The sequence below is a fragment of the Sphingobium sp. RSMS genome (assembly GCF_005406185.4).
Lineage (GTDB): Bacteria > Pseudomonadota > Alphaproteobacteria > Sphingomonadales > Sphingomonadaceae > Sphingobium > Sphingobium fuliginis.
Window position 1 is genome coordinate 939750 of record NZ_CM191258.1, and the last position, 23257, is coordinate 963006.

At 64.6% G+C, this 23257-nt stretch carries 22 protein-coding genes and 1 pseudogene; 7 read left to right on the forward strand and 16 right to left on the reverse strand.

Translation table 11 applies throughout. The annotated features are described in order from the left end of the window. Positions 1-5 precede the first annotated feature (5 nt). Positions 6-809 carry a fructosamine kinase family protein gene (locus tag EGM87_RS22230; protein WP_137708769.1) on the reverse strand — a complete coding sequence of 268 codons (804 nt, stop codon included), beginning with the start codon at positions 807-809 and terminating at the stop codon, positions 6-8. A gap of 169 nt (positions 810-978) precedes the next feature. Here EGM87_RS22230 and EGM87_RS22235 point away from each other — a divergent pair, with 169 nt between their 5' ends. After that, positions 979-1176 (forward strand): helix-turn-helix transcriptional regulator, encoded by a 198-nt coding sequence (locus EGM87_RS22235; RefSeq protein WP_137708768.1) that lies wholly within the window; start codon positions 979-981, stop codon positions 1174-1176. Here EGM87_RS22235 and EGM87_RS22240 read toward each other — a convergent pair. After that, positions 1161-2447, reverse strand: coding sequence for a tyrosine-type recombinase/integrase (locus EGM87_RS22240; protein WP_137708767.1), 1287 nt, complete (start codon positions 2445-2447; stop codon positions 1161-1163). The two genes, EGM87_RS22235 and EGM87_RS22240, sit on opposite strands and share 16 nt — an antisense overlap. A 203-nt stretch (positions 2448-2650) precedes the next feature. On the opposite strand from EGM87_RS22240, the pseudogene EGM87_RS22245 reads away from it, so the two are divergent. Beyond that, positions 2651-2817 (forward strand): annotated as a pseudogene (locus EGM87_RS22245) (IS701 family transposase); the annotation flags it as partial. A 123-nt stretch (positions 2818-2940) separates the two neighbouring features. Here EGM87_RS22245 and istB read toward each other — a convergent pair. The 3 genes from istB to EGM87_RS22260 form a co-directional block, all read right to left on the reverse strand. Next, positions 2941-3744 (reverse strand): IS21-like element helper ATPase IstB, encoded by an 804-nt coding sequence (gene istB / locus EGM87_RS22250; protein WP_030538513.1) that lies wholly within the window; start codon positions 3742-3744, stop codon positions 2941-2943. Between the two features lie 20 nt (positions 3745-3764). Continuing rightward, positions 3765-5264 (reverse strand): IS21 family transposase, encoded by a 1500-nt coding sequence (gene istA / locus EGM87_RS22255; protein ID WP_137708766.1) that lies wholly within the window; start codon positions 5262-5264, stop codon positions 3765-3767. Between the two features lie 92 nt (positions 5265-5356). Next, positions 5357-5593, reverse strand: coding sequence for a XylR N-terminal domain-containing protein (locus EGM87_RS22260; protein ID WP_253719189.1), 237 nt, complete (start codon positions 5591-5593; stop codon positions 5357-5359). Between the two features lie 249 nt (positions 5594-5842). On the opposite strand from EGM87_RS22260, the gene EGM87_RS22265 reads away from it, so the two are divergent. Further along, positions 5843-6916 carry a Rieske 2Fe-2S domain-containing protein gene (locus tag EGM87_RS22265; RefSeq protein ID WP_025548049.1) on the forward strand — a complete coding sequence of 358 codons (1074 nt, stop codon included), beginning with the start codon at positions 5843-5845 and terminating at the stop codon, positions 6914-6916. Between the two features lie 81 nt (positions 6917-6997). On the opposite strand, the gene EGM87_RS22270 is transcribed toward EGM87_RS22265, so the two are convergent. Next, entirely contained in the window at positions 6998-8014 is a 1017-nt protein-coding gene (locus EGM87_RS22270; protein WP_137708765.1) for a fatty acid desaturase family protein, read from the reverse strand. A gap of 221 nt (positions 8015-8235) precedes the next feature. Between EGM87_RS22270 and EGM87_RS22275 the strand changes: the two genes are divergently transcribed. Next, on the forward strand, positions 8236-9498 hold the full coding sequence (locus EGM87_RS22275; protein WP_044661072.1) for an MFS transporter: 1263 nt from the start codon (positions 8236-8238) through the stop codon (positions 9496-9498). A 221-nt stretch (positions 9499-9719) separates the two neighbouring features. Beyond that, positions 9720-10397, forward strand: coding sequence for a fumarylacetoacetate hydrolase family protein (locus EGM87_RS22280; RefSeq protein ID WP_137708764.1), 678 nt, complete (start codon positions 9720-9722; stop codon positions 10395-10397). A 169-nt stretch (positions 10398-10566) separates the two neighbouring features. Here EGM87_RS22280 and EGM87_RS22285 read toward each other — a convergent pair whose 3' ends face one another. The 9 genes from EGM87_RS22285 to EGM87_RS22325 form a co-directional block, all read right to left on the reverse strand. Continuing rightward, positions 10567-11358: a class II aldolase/adducin family protein gene (locus EGM87_RS22285; RefSeq protein ID WP_137708763.1), complete on the reverse strand. Its 792-nt coding sequence runs from the start codon at positions 11356-11358 to the stop codon at positions 10567-10569. Between the two features lie 82 nt (positions 11359-11440). Then, complete coding sequence (locus tag EGM87_RS22290) at positions 11441-12385, reverse strand: ABC transporter substrate-binding protein (protein WP_171009932.1); 945 nt, start codon at positions 12383-12385, stop codon at positions 11441-11443. Then, entirely contained in the window at positions 12375-14957 is a 2583-nt protein-coding gene (locus tag EGM87_RS22295) for a TonB-dependent receptor plug domain-containing protein (protein ID WP_137708761.1), read from the reverse strand. The genes EGM87_RS22290 and EGM87_RS22295 overlap by 11 nt, the downstream gene beginning before the upstream one ends. Positions 14958-15081: 124 nt before the next feature. Continuing rightward, positions 15082-16041 carry an ABC transporter substrate-binding protein gene (locus tag EGM87_RS22300; protein ID WP_044661070.1) on the reverse strand — a complete coding sequence of 320 codons (960 nt, stop codon included), beginning with the start codon at positions 16039-16041 and terminating at the stop codon, positions 15082-15084. Between the two features lies 1 nt (position 16042). Next, the gene (locus EGM87_RS22305; RefSeq protein WP_065846456.1) at positions 16043-17131 is read right to left on the reverse strand and encodes an LLM class flavin-dependent oxidoreductase; all 1089 of its coding nucleotides are present in this window, start codon (positions 17129-17131) and stop codon (positions 16043-16045) included. Between the two features lie 17 nt (positions 17132-17148). Further along, positions 17149-18411: a rhodanese-like domain-containing protein gene (locus tag EGM87_RS22310; protein ID WP_048575950.1), complete on the reverse strand. Its 1263-nt coding sequence runs from the start codon at positions 18409-18411 to the stop codon at positions 17149-17151. Beyond that, positions 18408-19034 (reverse strand): cysteine dioxygenase family protein, encoded by a 627-nt coding sequence (locus tag EGM87_RS22315; RefSeq protein WP_025549481.1) that lies wholly within the window; start codon positions 19032-19034, stop codon positions 18408-18410. Before EGM87_RS22315 ends, EGM87_RS22310 begins: the two co-directional genes overlap by 4 nt. Further along, positions 19031-19831 carry an ABC transporter ATP-binding protein gene (locus EGM87_RS22320; RefSeq protein WP_065846457.1) on the reverse strand — a complete coding sequence of 267 codons (801 nt, stop codon included), beginning with the start codon at positions 19829-19831 and terminating at the stop codon, positions 19031-19033. Before EGM87_RS22320 ends, EGM87_RS22315 begins: the two co-directional genes overlap by 4 nt. Before the next feature lie 2 nt (positions 19832-19833). Further along, a complete protein-coding gene (locus EGM87_RS22325) occupies positions 19834-20652 on the reverse strand; it encodes an ABC transporter permease (RefSeq protein WP_061936147.1) in 819 nt (272 codons plus the stop codon). Between the two features lie 290 nt (positions 20653-20942). Between EGM87_RS22325 and EGM87_RS22330 the strand changes: the two genes are divergently transcribed. Then, positions 20943-21779, forward strand: a complete 837-nt coding sequence (locus tag EGM87_RS22330) for a LysR substrate-binding domain-containing protein (RefSeq protein ID WP_065846458.1) — start codon at positions 20943-20945, stop codon at positions 21777-21779. A 216-nt stretch (positions 21780-21995) separates the two neighbouring features. Here EGM87_RS22330 and EGM87_RS22335 read toward each other — a convergent pair whose 3' ends face one another. After that, positions 21996-22943 (reverse strand): D-isomer specific 2-hydroxyacid dehydrogenase family protein, encoded by a 948-nt coding sequence (locus tag EGM87_RS22335; RefSeq protein WP_025549478.1) that lies wholly within the window; start codon positions 22941-22943, stop codon positions 21996-21998. A 122-nt stretch (positions 22944-23065) separates the two neighbouring features. On the opposite strand from EGM87_RS22335, the gene EGM87_RS22340 reads away from it, so the two are divergent. Continuing rightward, positions 23066-23233, forward strand: coding sequence for a hypothetical protein (locus EGM87_RS22340; RefSeq protein ID WP_158230068.1), 168 nt, complete (start codon positions 23066-23068; stop codon positions 23231-23233). The last annotated feature ends 24 nt before the right edge of the window (positions 23234-23257 follow it).

A 23257-nucleotide genomic window follows, 5' to 3' on the forward strand; every position in this document is an offset into this window, starting at 1 on the left:
GGTCGTTAAAACCCAATCTCGCCCAGGCAGGCCGATGCCTGCCTGACATAGCTGCCGCCGAACAAGCGCGCATGCACGAGGAGCGGCCATAAGCGATATATGGGCTGCCGCTCACGCCATCCCTCTTCGAGACCACAGGCTTCGTAGAATGCGACGGGCGGATTGTCGAACAGGCTGAGCATCGCCAGATCGACTTCCCGGTGGCCGTAATAGGCTGCCGGATCGATCAAGCCGGATATGCTGACGTCATTGACCAGGATATTGCCGCCCCACAGATCGCCATGAAGCAGGGCGGCCGGGGGATGATCGGGCAGGAAGTCGCCCAACCGCCGGACCAGTTGCTCAAGGCGATCGCCCAGATGGCGATCAACATGGGGAAGATGACAGCGGAGCCGGTTGTCACTCCAGAATTCGACCCAACTGCTTTTCCGACCGTTCGGAATGGCCACGTTGCTGAAGGCATAATCAGAGTCCCAACCATAGCCGCCGGCGGTTGGCAGATGCAGATGATCGAGAATGTCCGCAAGGTTTGCCCATGCACGGGCAAGCCGCCCCGCGGCCGGCAGGTCCTCCAGGATCAGCAATTCGGCCTCCATCGCAAGGACCGCCGGCGTCGGCACGCCCCTTCCGCGCAGCGCCTCCAGCATCGTGGCTTCGACGGCCACCAGCGAGCCGGTCTTCGCGATCGCCGTCCCACCACCGACCAAACCAAGCCGGCTGACCGACGAAAGGCTGCCGCCGGAAATTTGCGTCACGCTTTCGACGCGAGCCCCCAGCAAATGGCCCGCGCGCACAAATATCGACCTCACACAGCGATCCCTTATTATCTCCGGTCAGTGATAGGCGGTTTGCGCTGTCAGGCATAGCGACGACGGACGGCTCAAACCGTGCCAGGACGCGCCGACCGGCCCTTGATTGGCGATTGTAAAAGCGGCACAATATGGGCGCGGGCAGACCGGGACAGGAGCTTGGTTTGCAATGGACGATATGAGTGAGCAATTTCTTCGCCTCAGGGCGGTGATCCAGAAAACCGGGAAGCCCAAGGCGTCCATCTATCGCGACATCCATCTGGGCACGTTTCCCGCGCCCGAAAAAATAGGCGCCAGGGCGGTTGCCTGGCGACTGTCGCGGATCATGCGATGGATGCGGTCTCCGGCCGATTACCAGGACGACTGAAACCAGCCCAGCGCCTCGGCCGGCTTCTTCTTCGGGGCCACCTCCTCGATGACGATAGCCTTCGAGGCGCGCTCGGCATCGTCGAGATAGTCCGCCCACCATTTCATCATCTTGCGGCGGGGATCGAGATAGAGCGCGGCGTTGTAAACGCTTCGAACCCCTTGCGGCACATGGGCAAGCTGCATCTCGATCCAGTCGGCGTTGAAACGACCGGATTCATTCAAGATCGTGCTGGCAACCGAACGGAAGCCATGCACGGTCGCCTTGTCCCCGACGCCGAGGCGCCGCAGCAAGACCAGCATGCGGCTCGAACTGATCGTGTCATCAGTGTTGCCAATGACCGGGAAAAGATATTGCCCGAACCGCTCGTTGCCGAACTTGCCGTAGACATTGAGTTCCTTGAGCTCGCGGAGCAGTTCGACGGCCTGCGGCGGCAGCGGCACCAGATGCTCCAACTGCATCTTCATCCGCGCCGCGGGAGTGCGCCACAGTGGCTTCGGCCCGCCCAGCCCTTCGAACTCGCTCCATTGGGCGTGACGGGTTTCCTGCGTGCGCACCATGGTGAGAATGGTCCACCGCAGGGCAAGATGGCTGAGGCGTGAGCCGGTGTCGGCATTGAGCGCCGCAAAGAAACGCGGCAGTTCGGTGATCGGAACCTTGGAGCGATGCTTCACCCTCGCCCGCTTGCGCATCACGGAACCCAGATCGCTACAGGGGTCGGACATGACGCGACCACTCGGAATGCCGTACCGGAAGATCTCGCTGCAATAGCCGCGCACCCGGTGCGCCATTTCGAGCGCCCCGCGATCCTGAATCGTCTGCAAGGCCTCCAGCATCATCTGGGGGATGACCGCCCGGACCTTCTTCTTGCCGATGACGGGGAAGATGTCCGCCTCAAGCCGCCGCTCAATGACGCCGGCATAACGGGCCGACCACCCTTCGCGCTTCACCGCGAGCCATTCCTCGGCCAGTTGCTGGAAGGTCGTATTCTCGGCCTTGATCTCATATTTCTGGAGCAGGCGGATATGGGCCGGGTCTTTCCCCTCGGCGAGGAGCGCCTTCATCTCCTCGCGCCATACCCGCGCGCGGTCGATGCTGACCTCGGGATAGGTGCCGCCTTTCAGCGTCTTCTGCCTGTAGTCGAAGCGATAGGAGAGGCGCCACTGCGCCTTGCCGTTGGGCAGCACGCAGATGTGGAGGCCGCCGCCATCGGCTTTCTTGACGGGGCGCTCGGAGGGTAAAATCGATTGAATGAGACTGTTGGTCAGCACCGGTCAGGACTCCTGAAAACGGTGCGTGGGATTTGAAATCCTGTTCCAAAGACCAACCAAAAGACCAACAAATCCCATGCAAACCACCTGAGCGGTCATGATCCCAAAGGAGACCATGTTACATGAGACAACTGCTTGAAAACAGCAGTTTTTTGGCGACCTCTTGAAACTTTGTTGGTCCATCTGGACCGAAGTTTGGTTGCGGGCTTTGGACCCGCGGCCTTCTGATCCCCTGCAATATCCGCGACGGTGATCTTGCTTTCTTCACAACCGGGTGCCCGCGGGGATAGGCATCCAGGCGCTTGTTTCAATCGAAAACCATCGCTGGGCAATCGAAGATAGCTTCGAAGCTACGAAGAACGAACTCGGTTGTCAACGGCGGTCGGATTTTAGGCCAGCGCGGCGGAGTAAAAGCAGGCCAGTGAATGTGGCGCGGATGATATGCAAAGGGCCCCGATCGGGGCCCTTTGCATATTGGCCGTTTTTCTGCGGATCAGTCGGGCGTGGTGGCCTGGTTTTGCTCCGCCCCGGCGGTGCGGCGGCGGGCGGATTGCTTGAGCCGGTAGCTGTCGCCATTCATGGCCAGGATGCTGACATGGTGCGTGAGGCGATCAAGGAGCGCGCCAGTCAGCCGCTCAGAACCCAGAACCTGGGTCCAGTCCTCGAAAGGCAGGTTAGAGGTGACGATCGTGGAGCCGCGCTCGTAGCGCTGGGAGAAGGTTTCGAACAGCAATTCGGCCCCGGTCGGCGAGAGCGGCACATAGCCGAGTTCATCGACAATCAGCAGCTTCACGGCGGCCAGTTCGCGCTGCATCCTCAGGAGGCGCTTTTCGTCGCGGGCCTCCATCAACTGGTTCACCAGGGCCGCAGCGGTGGTGAACAGGACGCTGAAGCCCTTCTGGCAGGCGGCCAGTCCCAGGGCGAGCGCTACATGGGTTTTACCCGTCCCGCTGTTGCCCAGCGCAATGATGTTTTCCCGCCGCAGGATATACTCGCAGCGCGCCAGTTCGAGCACGAGCATCTTGTTGAGGCTGGGGATGGCGGTGAACTCGAAGGTGTCCAGGCTCTTGACCGCCGGGAACCGGGCGGCGCGGATACGGCGTTCGACGGTGCGCCGCTCCCGGTCGATGAGTTCCAGTTCGATAAGGCGCAGCAGATAGCGGGTATGATCCACGCCATCGCGTGCGCATTCCCGGGCCAGCTTCTCATATTCGCGCAGCACGGTGGGCAATTTGAGCTGCTTGAGGTGATGCGCCAGCAGCACCTGCGGTGTGCCCGCCGTCGTGCCGGTGGGCATCTTGTCTTCCCCGGCCCGGCTCATGCGGCCATCCCCGGCAGAAGGCTGGCATAGTCAGCAGCGCGCGTTGTCTTGACCTCCATCCTGGGCAGGTGCGGATAGGCTTCCAGGTCGAGCCGGGCCGGTCTACGCTCGATCCGCGCCAGTGCGATCTGCTTGACCGCATCGAAGCCGATTGCCCCGATGTGGATTGCCTCTTTCACCGCAAAGGTCACCACCTCCATCGGCATCGCCTCAAGCAGGCGTAGGACCTGGATGAACTCGCGCTTCCCCTTGTTGCCCATCCGAACCTCGAGAAGATGGCGCAGGTGCTGGAAGTCCTCCGGCAGATTCCAGTCCTTAAGCGCGGCTGCCTGATCGAGCGCGCCCGGCTTGGTCTCGATCAGGGCCAGATAGTGCAGCGGGTTTGCCACAAACATGGCTTCGCCATAGCAGCGCGGATGACGGGCGATCTCTTCACCGCCGCACAGGATGATAACCCGGTCGACGAAGCCCTTCACGACAACGTCTTGGAAGCCATAGCAGGTCGGCACCGAGTAATCGTTGGTCCGGTAGCGCACCAGCGCAGTCGAGGAGACGCGTGCGCCCTTGGTCTCGCATGGTTCGAACGTGCCGGCGGGCAGCGGGCGCAAAGCCGCCAGATCTGCCGCCAGGCGCTCCCCGATCGTCTCGGTGTGGCGTTCGGCTCGCTCGTCCTGCCGGGCCCGGCACCGTCGTTCCAGCTCTGCGTTGAAGTCGTCATAGGTCGCCGCGCGCGGGATCGGCACCATGAAGTGCGAGCGCGCATACTTCACCAGCCCTTCAACCTTCCCCTTGTCGTTGCCCTTGCCCGGGCGGCCAAAGCGATCGGCAAACAGGTGATGGCTGACCAGCCCGGTGAAGGCCTGGGTACGCTCGCGCTTGCCATCCCCGCAGATCTTGGCCACCGCGATCTTGGTGTTGTCGTACAGGATCGAGAGCGGTACCCCGCCAAAGAAGGCGAAGGCGCAAACATGCCCGTCCAGGAAGGCTTCCGTCGTCTCGGCAGGATAGGCCTTCACAAAGCAGGCATCGGATTGCGGAAGGTCCATGCAGAAGAAATGCACCTTCTGCCGCACACCGCCGATCACTCCCACCGCTTCGCCAAAGTCCACCTGGGCGTGCCCTGGCGGATGCGCCAGCGGCACGAAGGTCTCGCGGCTACGCACACGGCTCTGCCGAACGTAATCCTTCACCACCGTATAGCCGCCGCCGTAGCCATGTTCATCGCGCAACCGCTCAAAGATTCGTTTGACCGTATGGCGTTGCTTGAGCGGCGCAACATAATCCTCAGCCAAAATCCGGTCGATCACCGGCAGCAACGATCCCAGCTTCGGCTTGGCGACAGGCTTGGAACGCGTGTAGCCCGGCGGCAGCGAGAAACGGCACATCTTCGCGATCGTCTCTCGGCTCAGGCCGAAAACCTTCGCTGCCTCCCGTTGGCTGTTCCCTTCGACAAACACAAAGCGGCGTACCGCTGCATAGCTCTCCACGGCAAACATCCCCGGCCGCTCCAAAAAGAGCAACCTTACCAATGGCTGGTTTTTACTCCGCCGCGCTCAGCAATTTGCCGGCGCTCCATTGGCCTGGTTTGTCACCGCCGTGCACAGCCTAGCGCGCGCACCAGTTCGCGCCGCAACTGGCCCAGGACGATGTCGTCGACCAGCAGCATCCGCCGCTTGCCCAGGCGGATCTCCGCGCTTGCCGGGTCGAAATGGAAGCTGTCGCGCAGGTCGGCAAGGTCGCGGTCCCCGGTGGGCGCGACTCCGCCATCGTGAAATGCGGTCCCCAGTCCCGACTTGCCCGATGTCGATCCGCCTGCCCGCGCCACGCCCCACTCCTGTCGATTATTCGACAACCATAGGGGAAGAAGCAGATGATTTTCAACAGTCCGATCCTGTTCCACCCCCATACAGGTGGTCGTGCGCGGCATGTCCTTCCCACCCCTTGTCCGGGAAGAACGGGATTTCGGCCCGCTTATGCGGAACGGACGGGGCGGAGACGCACAATCTGGCACGCTGCTTGCTGAACGATCCGCATCAGCCGCCATCCGTGCGGCGACCATGGGAAAAGGATCATCATGTCTGCAAAGAGCCAGTATCTCAAGCGCGCCTGGTACGTCGCCGCCCTCTCCAGCGAAGTCGATGCAACGCAGCTTTTCCACCGCCGGATATTGGGCATGTCGATCCTGATCTACCGCGATGCGCGGGGAGAGGCGGTCGCCCTTCAGGACCGCTGCCCGCACCGCTTCGCCCCGCTTTCCATGGGCAGCCGGGTGGGCGACGCCATCGCCTGCCCCTATCATGGACTGCGGTTCGACGCGGGCGGGCATTGCGTCCACAACCCGCACGGCCGCGGCCAATTGCCCAAGGGACAGGTCGTGCGCAGCTTTCCGCTGATCGAACGGCACGGCTTCCTGTGGATCTGGATGGCGGAGGAGGCCGCCGATCCCGCGCTGCTGCCCGACTTCGCGCCGCTGGACGAGGGCCATGCCAACGGCGTCGGCCACACCTATATGAAGTTGCCGGTCGATTACCGGCTGATCCTGGACAATGTCATGGACCTCAGCCATGTCGACTACGTCCATGGCGAGATCATCACGACGCGCGGACAATTGTCGCCGCTGATCCCGCAGGTGGAGGAAACGGATCACAGCGTTTCGGCCAGTTGGGACTACAGCCAGACCCCGCCCATCGGAATCTTCGCCCCCTTCCTGCCCCGCCCGGAGGAGACGGCGCGGCACAGCATCCGCGTCACATGGACGGCGCCCGCCAACATCCAGTTGTCGATCGCGGCCGCGCAGGACGATGTGCCCTTCGAACAGGGCGTCAGCCAATATGACCTGCACAGCTGCACGCCCGGCGACGAGAATGAGACCCATTATTTCTTCGCCACGCGCCGAAACCATGCGGAAGAGGATGGAGACTATAATAGGTTCAAGACGGCGGCCATGCACGCGGCGTTCGAGACGGAAGATGGCCCCATCATCGCCGCGAGCCAAAGGGAGATGGGGGGCGAGGAATTCTTCGACCTCAAACCCATGCTGCTGTCCAACGATCTGGCGGCCGTGAAGGTACGCCGACAGCTGCAACGGGCGATAGATAATGAAAATGCGACTTCAAGTGGATGGGGCCGCGCCGTTGCCCGGTCCTGAACCAAAATAGTCGGGCGGCGCCGGGATTTCGCGCTTCATCGGCAAGAAGCGCCGGGCGTCAGGCGCGAAAACAGGTCGGCATCAGGGATTTACTTCCGGGCGGGCGACAAGTTCGCCTTCCCCTGCCGGCAGGGGCGGCGGCATCAACTCCCGGATCACGCCCCAATAGCTCTGCGTGACGTGCGCTTTCGCCGCATAGACCGGATCGGTCATCAGATGCGCGTGCAGCCGGCGCAGATTGGGCCAGGGCACCGACGGGAACAGATGATGTTCCAGGTGATAGCTCACGTTGAAGGGCGCGATCAGGAACCTGTCGAGCAGGGTGGGGATGACCGTGCGCGTGCCCTTCAGCTCGCTTTCGTCGGAGACGCCGTTATGCTCCGCCATTGCCCGGATCCGATTGAAGACATTCGCCCAGATGAACTGCGGGATCAGCAGGAGCCCCAATATCTTCCAGCGATAGGGCGACAACAGGATCAGGCCGTAGAAGAGCAGCGCCCACAGCACATAGCGGATGCGCAGGCCCAGGGGAAAATCATAACCGAAGCGCCGGGGATTGTGGAAATTGGCGAAGGGCGCCCAGACGCGGCTGTCCCGCGCCATGCGATAGAGGTTGAGGCCGGTCACGCTGCGGACCAGCAGCCAGGCCATGGCAGCCGCGCTTTTCGGGAAATGCTGGTCGGAATCCCGCCGCTGGACACGATAATCGCGGTCGCGCAGCGTGTTGGTGTAGCGGTGGTGATGCAGGTGATTGGCGCGGTACAGGTCGACGCTGAAGCCGAGCGGATAGGCGACGAATATGTCCCCTATCAGGTCGTTGAGGCGCCGGTTGCTGAACAGCATGCCGTGACATGCATCGTGCATCATCACCGCCAGGCACTGAATGCGCGTTCCGATGACGATGCCGGCCAGCAGGTAAACCGGAATTCGGTCGACATGGATGGCGATCGCCCCGGCCCCGATCGCTATTGCCCATTGGAGGACGAGCAGCAGAGCGTTGCGGCGATCGTCGATGACGGAAAGATCGCGGATCAGCGCCAAAGTGCCCCGCCGCGAATATCGATAGCCGGGGGGACGCTCCTTGGCGCTTTCTTCCATGGGAGTAGGTCTCCGAATGCAACATCAAACCGTCGCGGACGCTATGATCGGTGCGATCCGGCGTCAAGCTCGCTCCTGATGCGGGCGCTCGCGCAGCGCATCGGATCGCCCGCCGCCGCGGGCCAGTTTTCCTGAAGGGCGGACAACCGGTCCATCGCGCCCGTTCCACAAAAGGTCGGGGCGGCGATTGCCGCCATGCCGGATGGTGATAAGGATGGCTTATGCCCGCCTCTGAACCACTTGACCGCCGTTCGCTCACCCTTGCGGCGCTGTCCACCGTGGTCGAATGGTATGATTTCACCCTGTTCCTCTACCTGGCCACGGTGCTGGCGCGCGTGTTCTTCGTGGGCGGGAATGCGATGCTCACGACGCTGGCGGGGTTTGCGGTCGCCTATCTGATGCGGCCGCTGGGCGCGATGGTGTTCGGGCATTTCGGGGACCGGCATGGGCGAAGGGCGACGCTGCTCCTGTCCATGGCCTTGATGACGGTGGCGATGCTGCTGAGCGCCCTGCTGCCGACCGTGGCGCAGATCGGCCCGCTCGCCGGGATATTGCTGCTGGCCCTGCGGTGCGTGATGGGATTTGCCGTGGGGGGCGAATATACCGGCGTCGTCGCCTATCTGCTGGAAGGCGCGGCGCCGCATCGTCGCGCGCTCGTCACGTCGATGGCGGCGGCGACCAGCGAGGTCGGCGGGTTGCTGGCCGCGGGCGCGGCGGCGCTGACCGTGAGCCTTCTTCCCGCTCCGGCGCTTGAAAGCTGGGGCTGGCGATTGCCGTTCCTGTTCGGCGCGGCGCTGGCGGGCACGATCCTGGTGGCCCGCGCGGCGATGCGGGAATCGCCCGAGTTCGCGCTTCATCGCGCGGCAGGGACGCTGGTGAGCAGGCCGCTCGGTCATGCGGTATCGCGCCATGGAGCAGGCGTGGCGAGGGGCTTCGCCATCTCGGCCCTGGGATCGATCACCTATTATGTCGGCATCACCTACCTGCCGATCCATCTGGTCTCGTCTGGCGGGCTCGGCGAGGCGGAGGCGCTCAAACTGGCGACCGTCGCGGCGGTCGCCGTGATTGTCGTGACGCCATTTGTGGGCCTGGCCGCCGACCGGTTCGGGCGTCGCCCGGTGCTCGTCGCCCTGGCCGTCCTGTCGGCCGCGCTGCCCTATCTGTCCTTCCGACTGCTCGCCGGAGCGGGAACGTCGTCGGCGCTGGCCGGCGCCGTGGTGCTCGCCGCTTTAGCGGGCGGCGTCAGTGCCGTGGGCGCGGTGACGACGGCCGAACAGGTTCCGGCCGAAGGGCGGCTGAGCGGGCTAGCCCTTGGCGCCACGACCGCGACCGCATTGTTCGGTGGCCTAACGCCGTGGCTCGCACAACTGCTGACGGAGCGAACAGGATCGACCGCGGCGCCGGGCATCATGATCGCGCTGGTGTCGCTGGCGGTGCTTCCCGTGCTGCTGACGCTTCCCGAGACGCGGCCGCCTCGAGGCTGAGCCTCAGAGACCGAAGCGCACCTTGGCTTAGGGCCGTCCAGAAATTGCAGGCCGTGAAGCTGGCCTTGGGGTGCCCCTGCCCGCGAAAAACCTTCCCAACGCCTTTCGCGACAGCAGGGCTATTGCCTGATCGGGGGCAACTGTGCTCATCGGGGGCAGCGCGCCATGGGAGGATCGCATCCTCCCGCTTTCGTCGGCGCCCGGCAGAATGAGGACTGGCCATGCATGCGATCCCGAAGCTTTCCCCCGCAACCATCGCCATAGAAGGATCGCAGGAGCGCTTTCCCATTCGCAGGATATTCTGCGTCGGTCAGAATTACGCGGACCATGCGCGGGAAATGGGGTCCGATCCGGACCGGGCGCCGCCCTTCTTCTTTTCAAAGCCGTCCGACGCCGTCGCGGCGAATGGATCGCGCCTTCCCTTTCCGCCTTTGACGAGCGATCTGCATCATGAGGCCGAGCTTGTGGTGGCGCTTGGTTCGGGCGGTGCGAAGATCGGCGCCGAACAGGCGAGCGCGGCCATCTGGGGTTGGACCGTCGGCCTCGATCTCACACGCCGCGATCTGCAGTCGGAGGCGAAGAAGGCGGGCCGCCCCTGGGACATGGCCAAGGGGTTCGACGATTCCGCACCCGTCGGAGACCTGCGCCCCGGTCTGCCGCCGTCGTCGGGGGCCATTTCGCTGGCTGTCAACGGAGAGCTTCGCCAGTCCGGCGACCTGTCCCAGATGATATGGTCGGTGCCCGAGATCATCGCCAATCTTTCGACCTATGTGGCGCTCGCCCCCGGCGATCTCATCTTCACCGGTACGCCCGCTGGAGTGGGGCCGATAGGAAGAGGGGACAGGCTGGTCGCGTCCATCGACGGACTGCCGCCGCTGGAAATCTCCTTCGAGGATTGAATGCAGGCCCGCGCGCGCTGCGCATCCGTTCGCCGGCCTAATCGATCGTATAGGGTTTCAACCGGGCGCAAGTCGATGCGCGCATCGTCCGGCACCCGCTCAACGGACAGCCACCGACAAGGAGAGGAGCGCGGCAAACACAGCCGCGCATCCTTCCTGCGCCATGCCCTCAGGCGTCGAAGCCGGGCGACTGGCGCTGCGCCTTGCGGAGCGCGGCCTCCCAGACGAGGTCGTAATGCGATCTGGCGCCTTCGACCGGCTTGCGCTCGCGGCTCATCTGGCGGCGGACTTCCTCCTGCGCGGCTTCCGGGGCGATCAGCACCCTGTCGCGGCCCACGGCAAGGCTGCGGACCTGCGCCTTGCAGGCTTCCTCCAGATGATAGATGCCGCTGAACGCCTCGCCCGGCGTCGAACCCAGCGCCAGCGTGCCGTGATTGCGCAGCAGCATGACATTGGTGTCGCCCAGGTCGGCCACCAGCCGTTCGCGTTCGTCCAGATTGAGCGCCACGCCTTCATAATCGTGGTAGGAAAGGCGCGGGATCAGGGCCAGGGCGCGCTGGTTGAGCGGCAGCAGCCCTTCGGCATGGGCCGATACCGCCATGCCGTCGGCGCTGTGGAAATGGGCGATATAATGGGCATCGTCCCGCGCGCCGTGGATCGCGCTGTGGATCACATATCCGGCATAGTTGATGCCATAGTCGCTTTCCCCGATGACATTGCCGTCGAGGTCGACCTTGACCAGGCTGGAGGCGGTGATCTCATCGAACATCAGGCCGAAGGGGTTGATCAGGAAATGATGCTCCGGCCCCGACACGCGCGCCGAGATATGGGTGTAGATGAAATCGTCCCAGCCATAGAGGGCGGACAGGCGATAGAAAGCGGCAAGATCGACGCGGACCTTCCATTCCGCTTCGCTGATGCCCGACTGGCGGAAACGGTCGTCCTTCAAGACTGTGGCCATGGCGCTGCTCCTTTGCGCGGTATTTTAGGGAGGCGGCGGGACACCGCCCAATGAGAATGACTTATCGATCGATTGGCGACGCTCATGCGGGGAACAAGCCTGCGTCCACGATCGAGGCGACGTCGATATGGGCCGGCAGCTCGCCATCGGCATGGAAGCGGTCGACCACCCGTTGCAACGGCTTCACCACCGTCGCGTCGGGCGGGATCAGTAGCGGGTTCTGCCGTTCCACGATCAGGGCGGCGAGTTTGGGGTCGACCTTCGTCTGCCGGACGAAGATACGGGCATAGTCGGCGGGATGCGCCTGCGACCACAGGCTCGCCTTGCGGAGGCGGGCGAGGACGTCGCGCAGGGCTTCGCGCTTCGCCGGGTTGTCGAGCGCCGCTTGCGACGCGGCGATCAGGGTCAGGCCGCTGTTGATCCCCTCCCCGTTGCGCAGCACGCGCGCGCCGCGCTGTTCGGCCGCGAGCTGGTAGGTGCCGAAGGTCGCCCACGCCTCTATCTGCCCGGCGGCGAAGGCGGCGGCGGCGTCATTGGGCAGCATGAAGCCGATGCCGACCTTTCGCCGGTCGAGCTTCGCTTCCTTGAGCGCTTCGAGCAGCAGATAATGGGATATGCTGCCCCTCGCGCTCGACACGATCACGCGCTTGCCCGCAAGGCCCGCGACGGACCGGATGCGAGAGTCGCCGGGCACGAGAATGCCGATGTCCCTGGTCGATGAAATCGAACCCGCGATGATCTTCAGCGGCACGCCGGCCGAGGCGGCCAGCACGACCGGCAGGTCGCCCGCCGGAGCGGTGTCGACCGCCCCGGCGTTAAGCGCCTCCAGCAGCGGCGCGGCGCCGACGAAATTCGCCCATTGCACGTCATAGGGCAGGTCGTTCAGGGCGCCCGCCGCCTCCGCCTTCGACTCCAGCAGATGGACCTGGTCGCCCAGCACCAGTTTCGTGCGGCCGCTTTTCCCCGCGCAGGCGGCGAGGCCGAGGGCGGCCGCCCCCGCCAGGAAGGTGCGGCGATCAGAAAGCAAGCGCGATCCGTCCATAATAATAGCCGCCTGCGGGGTTGAAGGGCGACGGGCCGTAATAGCCCTGCCCGGTCTGGGGATTGCCCGGCCCGTTGGTTTCCGGGCGGACGTCGAACAGGTTGGTGGCGCCCACCGAAAGCGTGGCGAATTCCGTCACTTTCGCGCTGACGCTGGCGTCGGTGATGACCTTCGCCCCGAAATGACGGTCGTCGCCCGCCGCCGTGCGCTGCGTATATTTGCCGTAGCGGGTGGCGGTGAGGCTGAAGCCGAAAATGCCCTTGCTCCAGTTGAGCGTACTGACCAGTTTCGTGTGCGGCTGGAGCACTTCCAGCTCACCGATCTTGTCGCCGCCGAAGAAGACCGAACCCGCCCCCAGCAGCGAAGCGCCGGTGGGACCGAAGAGTTGCGACGGGGTGGCGACGACGTCCGTCACCTTGGTCTTCGAATAGTTGAAGGCGAAGGTCAGGCCCAGCTTGCCCAGATCGCCCAGGTTCCTCGAATAATCGGCCACCAGGTCGAGGCCCTTGGTCGTGGTGTCGGCGGCGTTGATGAAATATTCGGCCTGTTCGATGTCCGACAGGCCATTGGCGGCGAGGATGGCGGAAATTCCCGGCCCGAACAGGCGGCCGGTGCGTTCGATCCGGTTCTTGATGCGGATATAATAGCCGTCCAGCGTCACCGACAGGGACGGCGTGGGCGTAAAGACGAAGCCCAGCCCGGCATTCCAGGTCTTTTCCGCCTTGAGCGGCTTCGCGCCCAGCAGCTGGCCGACGGCGGAATCCGCCGTCACCAGCTTGGCGACGGTGGGGCGCAATTCGGTCTGGCCGGTCTGCGCGTTGAAGAAGGAGGAGGTGCGCCCATCGGTCTGCGCATAGCCGATCTGCGTCAGCGACGGCGCGCGGAAGCCCGTGCCCACCGTGCCGCGAACGGCGAAGGTGGGGCTGACCTCATAACGGCTGTTGAGTTTCAGGCCGACCGGACTGCCCGAACCGTCGCTATAATGTTCGGCGCGGATCGCGGCGCCGATATACCAGGCGTCGAGCGGATAGATGCCGAGATCGACATAGCCCGCATAGACCTTGCGGCTGATGTCGGCTTCATCGGCGGGGGAGAGGACGATGCCCCCCTGCACCACCGGCGAGGCGGTGACGCCGACATTCCAGTCATATTGCTGGTCGCCGGGACGGAAGCTGTATGTGGCCGGTTCATAGGCCAGCGGATCGCCCGCGAAGGTGCGGAAACGGTCGAGCCGATATTCGCCGCCAATGGAGATTTGCAGCGGTTGGGCCAGGCCGATCTCAACCTCCCGATGCAGATCGACATTATGGGTCCATTGCCGGAACTCGAAATTGGCGAGATTGGGCCAGCTCGTCGGGCTGGTCGGTCCCAGCGAAGGACGAACGGACAGTTTCGAATATTGATGGCTGTAGTTGCGGCCGAAGGAGGAGCTGACATCATAGTCCCAGCCCCAGAGCCTCCCCCGAAGACCGCCGACGAACTGGAAGTCGTTCTCGTCTATATTGTTGAGCGGATAATAGCCGTCCGGGAAAAGCGCGGTGAAATTGGCGGTGCTGTTGGGGCGGCGGAAATTATTGCCGATCTGGGCGTCGCGCTCGCCATAGGTGCCGAAGCTGTAGAGGGTGGCATTCTCCGTCACCGGCAGTTCGGCATTATAGGAGAGGTTGAACGCCTTGATCTGCGGGTCGCCATTATGCGCGCCGTCGCGGCTCCATTGGGCGTTGCGGGCATTGGCGGCGGCGACATTGGCCAGCACCTGATCGCGGGTGAGGCCGCTGGTCGCCGCCACCTGGTCCACCGTGCGGTTGGCGGGAAGGCCGTAGATGTTCGCGTCGGTCGCGGGCAGATTCCACCAGGCGCCGCCGCGCTTGCGGATGTCGCCGCTCAGGGTCAGGAAGCCATCCTCCCCGATCTTCGTGCCGTAGCGGATCGTACCCTTCCAGCTGTCCGGCCTGCCATTGGCGTCGTAGAGCGTGCCATAGGTGAAATCGCCGCTCAGCCCTTCCTTCTTCGCGAGTTGGATATTGATGACCCCGGCTATGGCGTCCGTGCCATATTGGGCGGCGGCGCTGTCCTTCAGCACCTCGATCCGGTCGATCGCGCTGGTGGGAATGAGGTCGATGTCGACCGGGTTCGCGCCCGAGGTGTCGGCGGTCGAATTGTTGAGGAAGGCGCCATTGTGCCGCCGTTTGCCGTTGACCAGCACCAATGTGTAGGCGGGCGCCAGGCCGCGATTGGTGACGGGGCGCCCGATGGAGAAGACGCCCGCATGGGTCGCGCCGAAATTGAGCGAGGGCAGCAATTTGGACAGCGCTTCGCCAAATTCGGCCGAGCCGGTGGCCTGCAACTTCTCCGCGCCGACCACATCGATGGGCGCGGGGCTTTCCGCCACGGTGCGGGGCGCGCCGCGTACGCCGGTCACGATGATGGCGCTCGAATCGGCCGCCTCGGCATCCGCGCTGTCAGGTGTTGCAACGGTCTGCGCGAGCGAGGGCGCCGACGTCAGAAGTACCGCGGCAAGCGCGGTCGAGCACAGATAAAGGCGGTCAAGGTTCATGAATATATCCCCCGGTTTCCGGGGACCATCTATTTACTATCGATATGATTGAGAAATGACTTCGCTAGCCGATTCATGAGTAAATCTGAATTTTAGATATGCTTGGCGGCGACGAAGCTCAGCTTCATCCGCCCGTGCCGAAGCTGCGGTCGAAGGCGTCGGCCACCGGGCGCTTGCCCTCGGTCAGACCGGCTCTCTGGAAGCGCTGCGTGATGTCCTGCTCATGCGCGACGATCTTGCCGTCGATGGGCCGCGCCACGCGGTTGTTGCGGTCGAAACTGGCGCGGGCGATGTCGAGCGGCAGTCCGGTTTCCTTGGCCAGCACCTGCGCGAATTCGTCCGGATGCGCGCGGGCCCACTCGACGGCCTTCGCCTCCCGCCGGAGGAAATCGGCAAGCAGGGCGCGCTTGGGGCCGATGGAATCGCCATGGGCGATGTCGATATAGACCGGCAGGCCATAATCCTTCGCATCGACGACAGCCCGCGCGCCTTCCTTGATCGCCACATTGGTATAGGGCGTCCAAATGGACCAGGCGTCGATGGCACCGCTGTCGAAGGCGGCCTTGGCGTCGCCGGGCGGCAGGAAGGTGACGCGCACCCGATCCGCCGGAATATGCGCCCGCTCCAGCGCCTGGAGCAGCAGGTGATGGCCGATCGATCCGCGCGTCGTGGCCACCGATTTGCCGATCAGATCCTGTATCGAATGCGCGGGCGATCCGTTCTTCACCAATATGGCCAGCGCTTCGCCAGCCTGGGCGAAGGGCGTCTGGATGCCTATCGCCTTGACCGGGCTGCCGCTCTGATAGGCGAAGATGAAGGGCGCGTCGGCGGCAAGGCCGAGGTCCGCGGCGCCGCCGCCCACCGCTTCCAGCAAGGGCTGGGCGGCGGGAAATTCCGACCATTCGACCGTGTAGGGCGCATCCTTGAGAACGCCCGAGGCGATCATCATGGATTTGACCTGCCCCTTCTGGTTGGCGACGCGCAGCACCTTGTCGTCGCCGCCACCGAATTTCGCGGCGGCAAGGCCGAAGCCCGCCACCGCCACCAGCGCCACCGCGATGATCGCACCCCTGTTCTTCGCCATGTCAGCCCGCCAGCGCCAGTTCGGCCTTTTCGCGCTCGGCCACCTTGCGCCGCACGACGGGGAGCAGTTCCCGGCCATAGAGGATGGAATCCGCCAGCGGATCGAAGCCGCGGATCAGGAAATGGTCGATGCCGATGTCATAATAATCGAGCATGGCGTCGGCCACCTGCTCGGGCGTGCCGACCAGCCCCGTGCTGTTGCCCGATGCGCCGGTCAGCGCGGCGATGCCGGTCCATAGCCGCTTGTCGCGCCGGTTGGCGCTGGCGGTTTCAAGCAGGCGGAGCGACCCCGCATTGGGCGGACGGTGGCCGGTCAACGGCAATCCGGCGGCAATGCGGTTCTCACGCACCTGCTCCTCGATCTCTGCCGCGCGCTTCCACGCCGCTTCCTCCGTATCCGCGATCACCGGGCGCAGCGACAGGGAGAAGCCGGGATCGCGGCCATAGCGCACCGCCGAGCGGCGCACCTGCCGAACGGTGTCCTGCACCGCCTCCAGCGTTTCGCCCCAAAGAGCATAGACATCGGCATGGCGCCCCGCGACCTCGATCGCCTCGGGCGACGAGCCGCCGAAGAAGACCGGCAGATTGTCGGGCTTGACGGCGCTGAACGCCTGCTTGACGTCGTAGAACCTGCCCTGATGGTCGAAGGGCTGGGCCGCCGTCCATTCCTGTCGCAGGATCGACAGATATTCGTCGGTGCGGGCGTAGCGTTCCGCCTTCACGCTTCTGGTGTCGCCGTCCCGCGCCATTTCCTCGTCGGCGCCGCCGGTTATGATGTGGACGGCGACGCGGCCGCCCGACAATTGATCCAGCGTCGCCAGTTGGCGCGCCGCGACGGTGGGCTGGGTGAAGCCGGGCCGGTGCGCGACCAGGAAGCCCAGCGTCGAAGTGATCGCCGCCGCATGGGCCGCGACGATCTGGCTTTCCGGACTGTTGGAGCTGAAGGGGATCAGCACGCGGTCGAAGCCGCCCTCCTCCTGCGCCTTCGCCGCCGCTTCGACATAATCCCTGTCGAGCGCGCGGCTGCGCACCGCCGACTGGATTTCGGAGCTGTTGTTGAAGCCGATATAGCCGATGAACTTGACGCTCATGATCGTTTCCTTCCCGATCAGATCACGAAGAAGCCGTGGGTGCCGTCGCGCTCCAATTGGGCGACGAGGCCATATTCCCAGTCGAGATAGGCCTGCATGGCGGCGGCCTTGTTGTCGGTGCCTTCATAAGGGCGTTTGTAGCGGCCCTCCGGCCCCCGCGGGCCGGGCGCGCCATCCGGCCCCTTCTCCAGCGTCACGGCGGACCAGTCGACGTCGAGCACGAAGACCTCCCACCCCAGTTGCGCGAGCCAGGAGGCGGTCATGTCGGCGCGGGGACCGAGGTCGTCGGTGACGACGATGCGCGCGCCGCGCACCGGGGCATTATGGTCGGTTTCCTGCACCAACTGGCCGCCCTGCGCGTTGCGGAAGCCGGGGAGATGGCCGCCCTCATATTCGCGCGGCTGGCGCACGTCATAGAGATAGAGGGTGCGGGCCTTGTCCGCCTTCAGCTCCTCCAGTTCGTCCCAGCCTATACGCTTCACCCCGGCGCGATAAGCGACATCGCGGGCATGGGCGCGGGCCTCCTCCGCCGAGCGATTGTCCACCTCCGGCGCGACGCGGGTCTGGCCGGTCTCCAGCTCCTGCCCGGCCAGCGTCCAGCCGATCGTGCCGTTGCGCAGCGCGAAGATGCGGTTGGGCAGGCCCGCATTGACCAGCGACTGCGTGCCGATGATCGACCGCGTCCGGCCGGCGCAGTTGACGATGATCGTCGTATCGGGATCGGGCGCGATGGTCCGGGCGCGCAGCACCAGTTCGGCGCCGGGCACGCTGGTGCCGGTCGGAATGCTCATCGTGTTATATTCGTCGTAGCGGCGGGCGTCGAGGATCGCGATGTCGGCCTTTTCCCGGATCAGCGCCTGCACCTCCTCCGCTGCCAGCGAGGGCGTATGGCGACGATGTTCGACCAGTTCGCCAAAGGCCTTGGAATAGCTGTTCACATCCTCGAACAGCTCATAGCCCGCCTCGCGCCAGCCGGTGAGGCCGCCTTCCAGTTCGCGGACGTCGGTATAGCCCAGCCCCTCGAACCGCACGGCCGCCTTGCGCGCCAGACCTTCGCCATTGTCATAGACGACGATCGGCGTGTCGAGCCGGGGGATGCGCCAGCGCGCTTCCTCGTCGATACGGCGCAGCGGTATCTGGGCCGCGAAGAGGGGGTGGCCCTGCGCGAATTCATGCTCCTCGCGCACGTCGATCAGGGCGATCTCGCTGCCCACCAGCAGGGCGCGGCGAATATCCTGCGGCGTGGCAGTCTGAATACGGTCCAGCGTATCGGTGGTCATGCGTTTCTCGATCTGTCCCAGAGGTTGGGGATCACGCCGTTGGCGTAACCCGATATGAAGGTCTTGGGCGTGCCGTCGGCGGCATAGGTCGCCCGCTCGACCGCGCCGATATTGGCGCCGTAGACATGGATGCTGATCGACGGCCGGTCGGGCAGGCCATTGGTCACGCGATGAATGTCGCCGATGCGGGGGGAGACGGCGTCGACTTCGCCCTCGCGCAGAAATTGTTCGCCGTGCGGGATCAGCCGGCCATCGGGCGACTGACGGAAGCGCTCGACCTTTTCCACGCCGCGCAGCACGCCGACCAGGCCCCAGACGGTATGATCATGGATGGGGGTCGACTGGCCCGGCCCCCAGACGAAGCTGACGACGCTGAACCTTTCCCGGCTGTCGCAATGGAGCAGATATTGCTGATAGCGGTCGGGATGCGGGCGGGTGAATTGCTCCGGCAGCCAGTCGTCCCTGGCGATCAGGCGGCTCAGCAGGGCGCGTCCGCTTTCCAATATCGCCCCTTCATCGCGGGTCGCCGCCAGCAGGTCGGCAAAGGCGGTGACGAAGCCGCGCAGGCGGCCGATATCCGCAGCGCCCTCGACGGGTCGTTGCAGGGTCGAGACAGCGTTCATTCGGCTGCCTCGGCAATGGGCGCGAAAGGAACGACGCCCTCGCCATGATCCTCGCCCCCGAGATAGGAGAGCAGTTTTTCGCGCAGCCGCCCGGAAATGGCGGAGCGTTCGCCGCGCGGAACCGTGATCCGCTCCTGCGCGACGATGCGTCCCTTGTCGAGCACCAGCACCCGGTCGGCCAGCGCGATCGCCTCCTCCACGTCATGGGTCACGATCAGCACGGCGGGCCGGTGCGCGCGCCAGAGCGACAGGACGAGGTCGTGCATGCGATAACGGGTCAGCGCGTCGAGGGCGGCGAAGGGCTCGTCGAGCAGCAGCAGCTTGGGTTCGCGCACCAGAGCGCGGGCGAGCGCGACGCGCTGCGCCTCCCCGCCGGAGAGCGTCAGCGGCCAGGCGTCGAGCCGATGACCAAGGCCGACCTCCTTGAGCGCGGCTTCGCTGCGGTCGCGCACCCGGTCGCCCTTGAGGCCCAGGGCGACATTCTTCCATACCGGCTTCCAGGGCAGCAGCCGCGCATCCTGGAACACCACGGCGCGGGAATCGGGGACTTCCACATCCTGACCCCGCACCTCGTCCAGCCCGGCGAGGGTCCGCAGCAGGGTGGTCTTGCCCGAACCCGAACGACCCAGCAGCGCGATGAACTCGCCGGGCGCGATGTCGAGGTCCAGGCCGTCGATGATCGTGTTGGGGCCGAAGCGTCGGGTGAAATCGCGCAGCCTCACCACCGGTTCGGGATGCGGAATATCGCTGTGGCCGGCGGCGCTTTGCAGGGCGGTGAATCCGAGACGGGCGTCCATGCTTATTGCTCCACTATGCTGGGGCGCCAGATCAGGGCGCGGGCTTCGACGGTGCGGACCAGCCAGTCGGCGCCAAGGCCGAGAATGGCATAGACCATGAGGCAGACGACGATGATGTCGGTCCGCATGAAATCGCGGGCATTGTTGATGAGATAGCCGAGCCCCGCCGAAGCGTTGATCTGCTCCGCCACGACCAGCACCAATATGGCCACGGACAGGGCGTAGCGCAGCCCGACCAGCAACGAAGGCAAGGCGGAGGGCAGGACGACGTGCCAGATCTGCTCCCAACGGCTGAGACCGAAGCTTTTCGCCGCATCCAGCAGGCGCAGGTCGACGCCGCGGATGCCGCTGTAGAGGTTGAGATAGACCGGAAAGACCGCCGCGAAGGCGATGAGCGCGATCTTGGGCGTTTCCCCGATCCCGAACCAGACGATGAAAAGCGGCGTGAGCGCCAGCACGGGAATGGTCCGCTTGATCTGCATCAGCGGGTCGACCGCCAGCTCTCCGGTACGGGACAGTCCGGCGACCAGACCGAGGGCGAGGCCAAGCCCCACCCCGATCAGCAGGCCGACGGCGACTCGGGCGAAGGACACCAGCAGGTTCGAGGGCAATTCGCCCGACAGCAGCATCTCCACCAGCGTCCCGATGACGGCCGAGGGCGCGGCCAGCGTGCGTTCGGGAATCAGGCCGCTGCGCGACCCCAATTCCCACAGCAGCAGCAAGAGGACAGGCGAAAGCCAGCGTCCGCCGAAGCGCGCCAGGGAAAATTTCTGTACCCCGCCATGCGCATGGCCGCGCCTGTCCGCCGTCAAAACCGTCATCAACTCGCCCTCTCGATAGGTGAGGGAAAGCCCAACATGAATTCTCTACTGTTTCAATTAAGTTTTAATTGGCCGACCTATGAGCAGCGCTCATTCGAACCGGTTGAGCCTGAATCGGACGCGTCCGGCCGCAGAAAATGGCGGGTTTGCGCGTCCGGATCGTTGTACCCAAGATTTTTATGCCCTCTTTAAATCTCTACTATTTTGATTGATATATAAGTCTTCGCGATAAGGCTGCGACTCCGTTCCCGGCTTCGGATCGGCTGTGCTTCCCTTGCAATGAGGTTTTCATGCCGGTCAATCTGCCTACCAATCTGCTCCGCAGCTTCGTCGCCATCGTGGACACGGGGTCTATGCTGAACGCGTCGGAGCAGGTGTTCGTGACCCAGTCCGCGCTCAGCCTCCAGATCAAGCGGCTGGAGGAACTGGTGCAGCAGACCCTGTTCCTGCGGGAAGGCCGGCGGCTGAACCTGACCTCTGCGGGGGAAGTGCTGCTCGATTATGCGCGGCGGGTGCTGATGCTGCATGACGAGGCGGTCGCGGCGGTCAGCGCAGGCCGTTTCGCCGGCCCGGCGCGCATCGGCATGGTGCAGGATTTCGCGGACAGCCTGCTCAGCGGACTGCTGTCGCGCTTTTCCGAACTGCATCCCGATGCGCAGATCTATGCGCGGGTTGCCGGCACGGCGGAGTTGCAGACATTGCTCGACCGGCGCGAGCTGGACATCCTGCTGGGTTTCGCCGCGCCCAACGATCCGCATGCGGTGACGGTCGCGCCGATGAGCTGGTATGGCGAGGCCGCGCTGGCAGAGCGGGAGGTGATCCCGCTCGCCGTACTGGAGGAACCTTGCCGTTTCCGGGAGGCGGCGATCCGGGCGCTGGAGGATAGCGGGCTGCAATGGCGGATCGCGGTGGAGACGCCCAATCTGGCGACGCTGAAGGCGGCGGTGGGGGCTGGCCTGGGCATTACCTGCCGCACGCATCTGTTCCTGGAGAACGACCGGGTGCTGGAGCATGACGGCCTGCCGCAACTCCCGCGCGTCGCCGCGATCCTGCGCGCTGGGGAAAAACTGGACAAGGCGGCGCATCGGCTGGCCGAATTGGCGCGGGAAACGGTGCAGACGCTGTAGCGCGGTTTCGGATCCGATTGACCGGATCGCAGCTTTCGGCCTGTCGTTGTCGTTATGGATTGCCCAGTCATTGCCTGGAAATCGCCTTGGCGCGCCGGACGGCAAATTGTCGCCGGCCATTGCCGCCGCCGAACCGCCATGCCGAAACAGGTTCAGCATGACGATGATGACATGTTCGACGGCATCGCTCCGGATCGGTCCTGATGCGGCTCCTTCCTAATAGCCACGTGCCGGGTCGACGATGTCGCTGGGCTTTTCGCCGCGGATGAAGCGGGACAGATCGTCGTTCACCTTCTCCAGCAAGCGGTGGCGGATCAGGCTGTAGTTGCTGGAGATATGCGGCGTCAGCCGTACGCGCGGATGGGTGTAGAGTGCATGCCCCTCGGGCAGCGGCTCCGGATCGGTGACGTCCAGCGTTGCGAAACCCAGCCGCTCGCTGTCCAGCGCATCGATAAGCGCCTCCTGATCGATCACCGAGCCCCGCGCTATGTTGATGAGATGCGCGCCGGGCTTGATCCGGGCGAACAGGGCTTCGTTGAAGAGGTGGCGGGTCTCCGGCGTTCCGGGCACGGCGATGACGATATGATCCGCCTCCGCCGCCAGCGTTTCCAGGTCGCGGACATGCTGCACGCCGCTGATGCCCGATTGCGCGCCGCTTCGCCGCAGGCCGATGACCTGCGCGCCCAGCGCCAGGCCGCGCCGCGCCACCGCTGCGCCGATCGCGCCCAGCCCGACGATGCCGATGGTCGTCCCGGATACGCGGCCCAGCGGGCGAGGAACCCACTGATCGCGCGAACGGGCGGTCGCCGCCTCCAGATTCTTGGCATGGGCATAAATGGCGGCGATCACATAGTCCGCGATCTCCTCCGACGCGACGCCGCGACCGCAGGTGACGAGCGGGGCGTCCAGCAGCCAGCCGGGGTAGAAATCCACCCCAGCCGAGGCGCTATAGACCCATTTGAGCCGCCCCGGCCATATTTTCGGCCGGGCCTCCTGTGTGGATCGCCGCCAGGCAAGGGACGGCCGCACCAGCAATATGTCCGCCTCGTTCGCGGCGGTCCACGGCTCATCCTCCGCCACGTCGATCAGGGTCGGGGCGGACGGGTGCAGGCCAAGGCTGCGGTTGAAATCGGGTTCCAACTGGCTGGCGATGATCAAGGACATGTCAGTTCCCCGGCACGGCGACTCTTGCCGAAGGGTCCGTGTTCCAGCACGGCCTGCCGCGCAAGTTGCTCATGAATGCCTTGCGGCCGGCCCGGCGCTCGGGCGGGCGATACAGGATGAGGATGGGTCGTCATTTTGAAATCGCGATAGAAGTTGCGATGAACATGCTCGCTTGCTCCAGCCAAGATGTTCCTGCCTCCAAGGCCGATGTCGGCATGGCAGGTTCAAGGATCGGCATAGGGAATATACCTGGCTGCCCGCGCTCACATCTGAATTTTTCTCAAGCATGAACTCGAGAATTTAATGGCTCACCG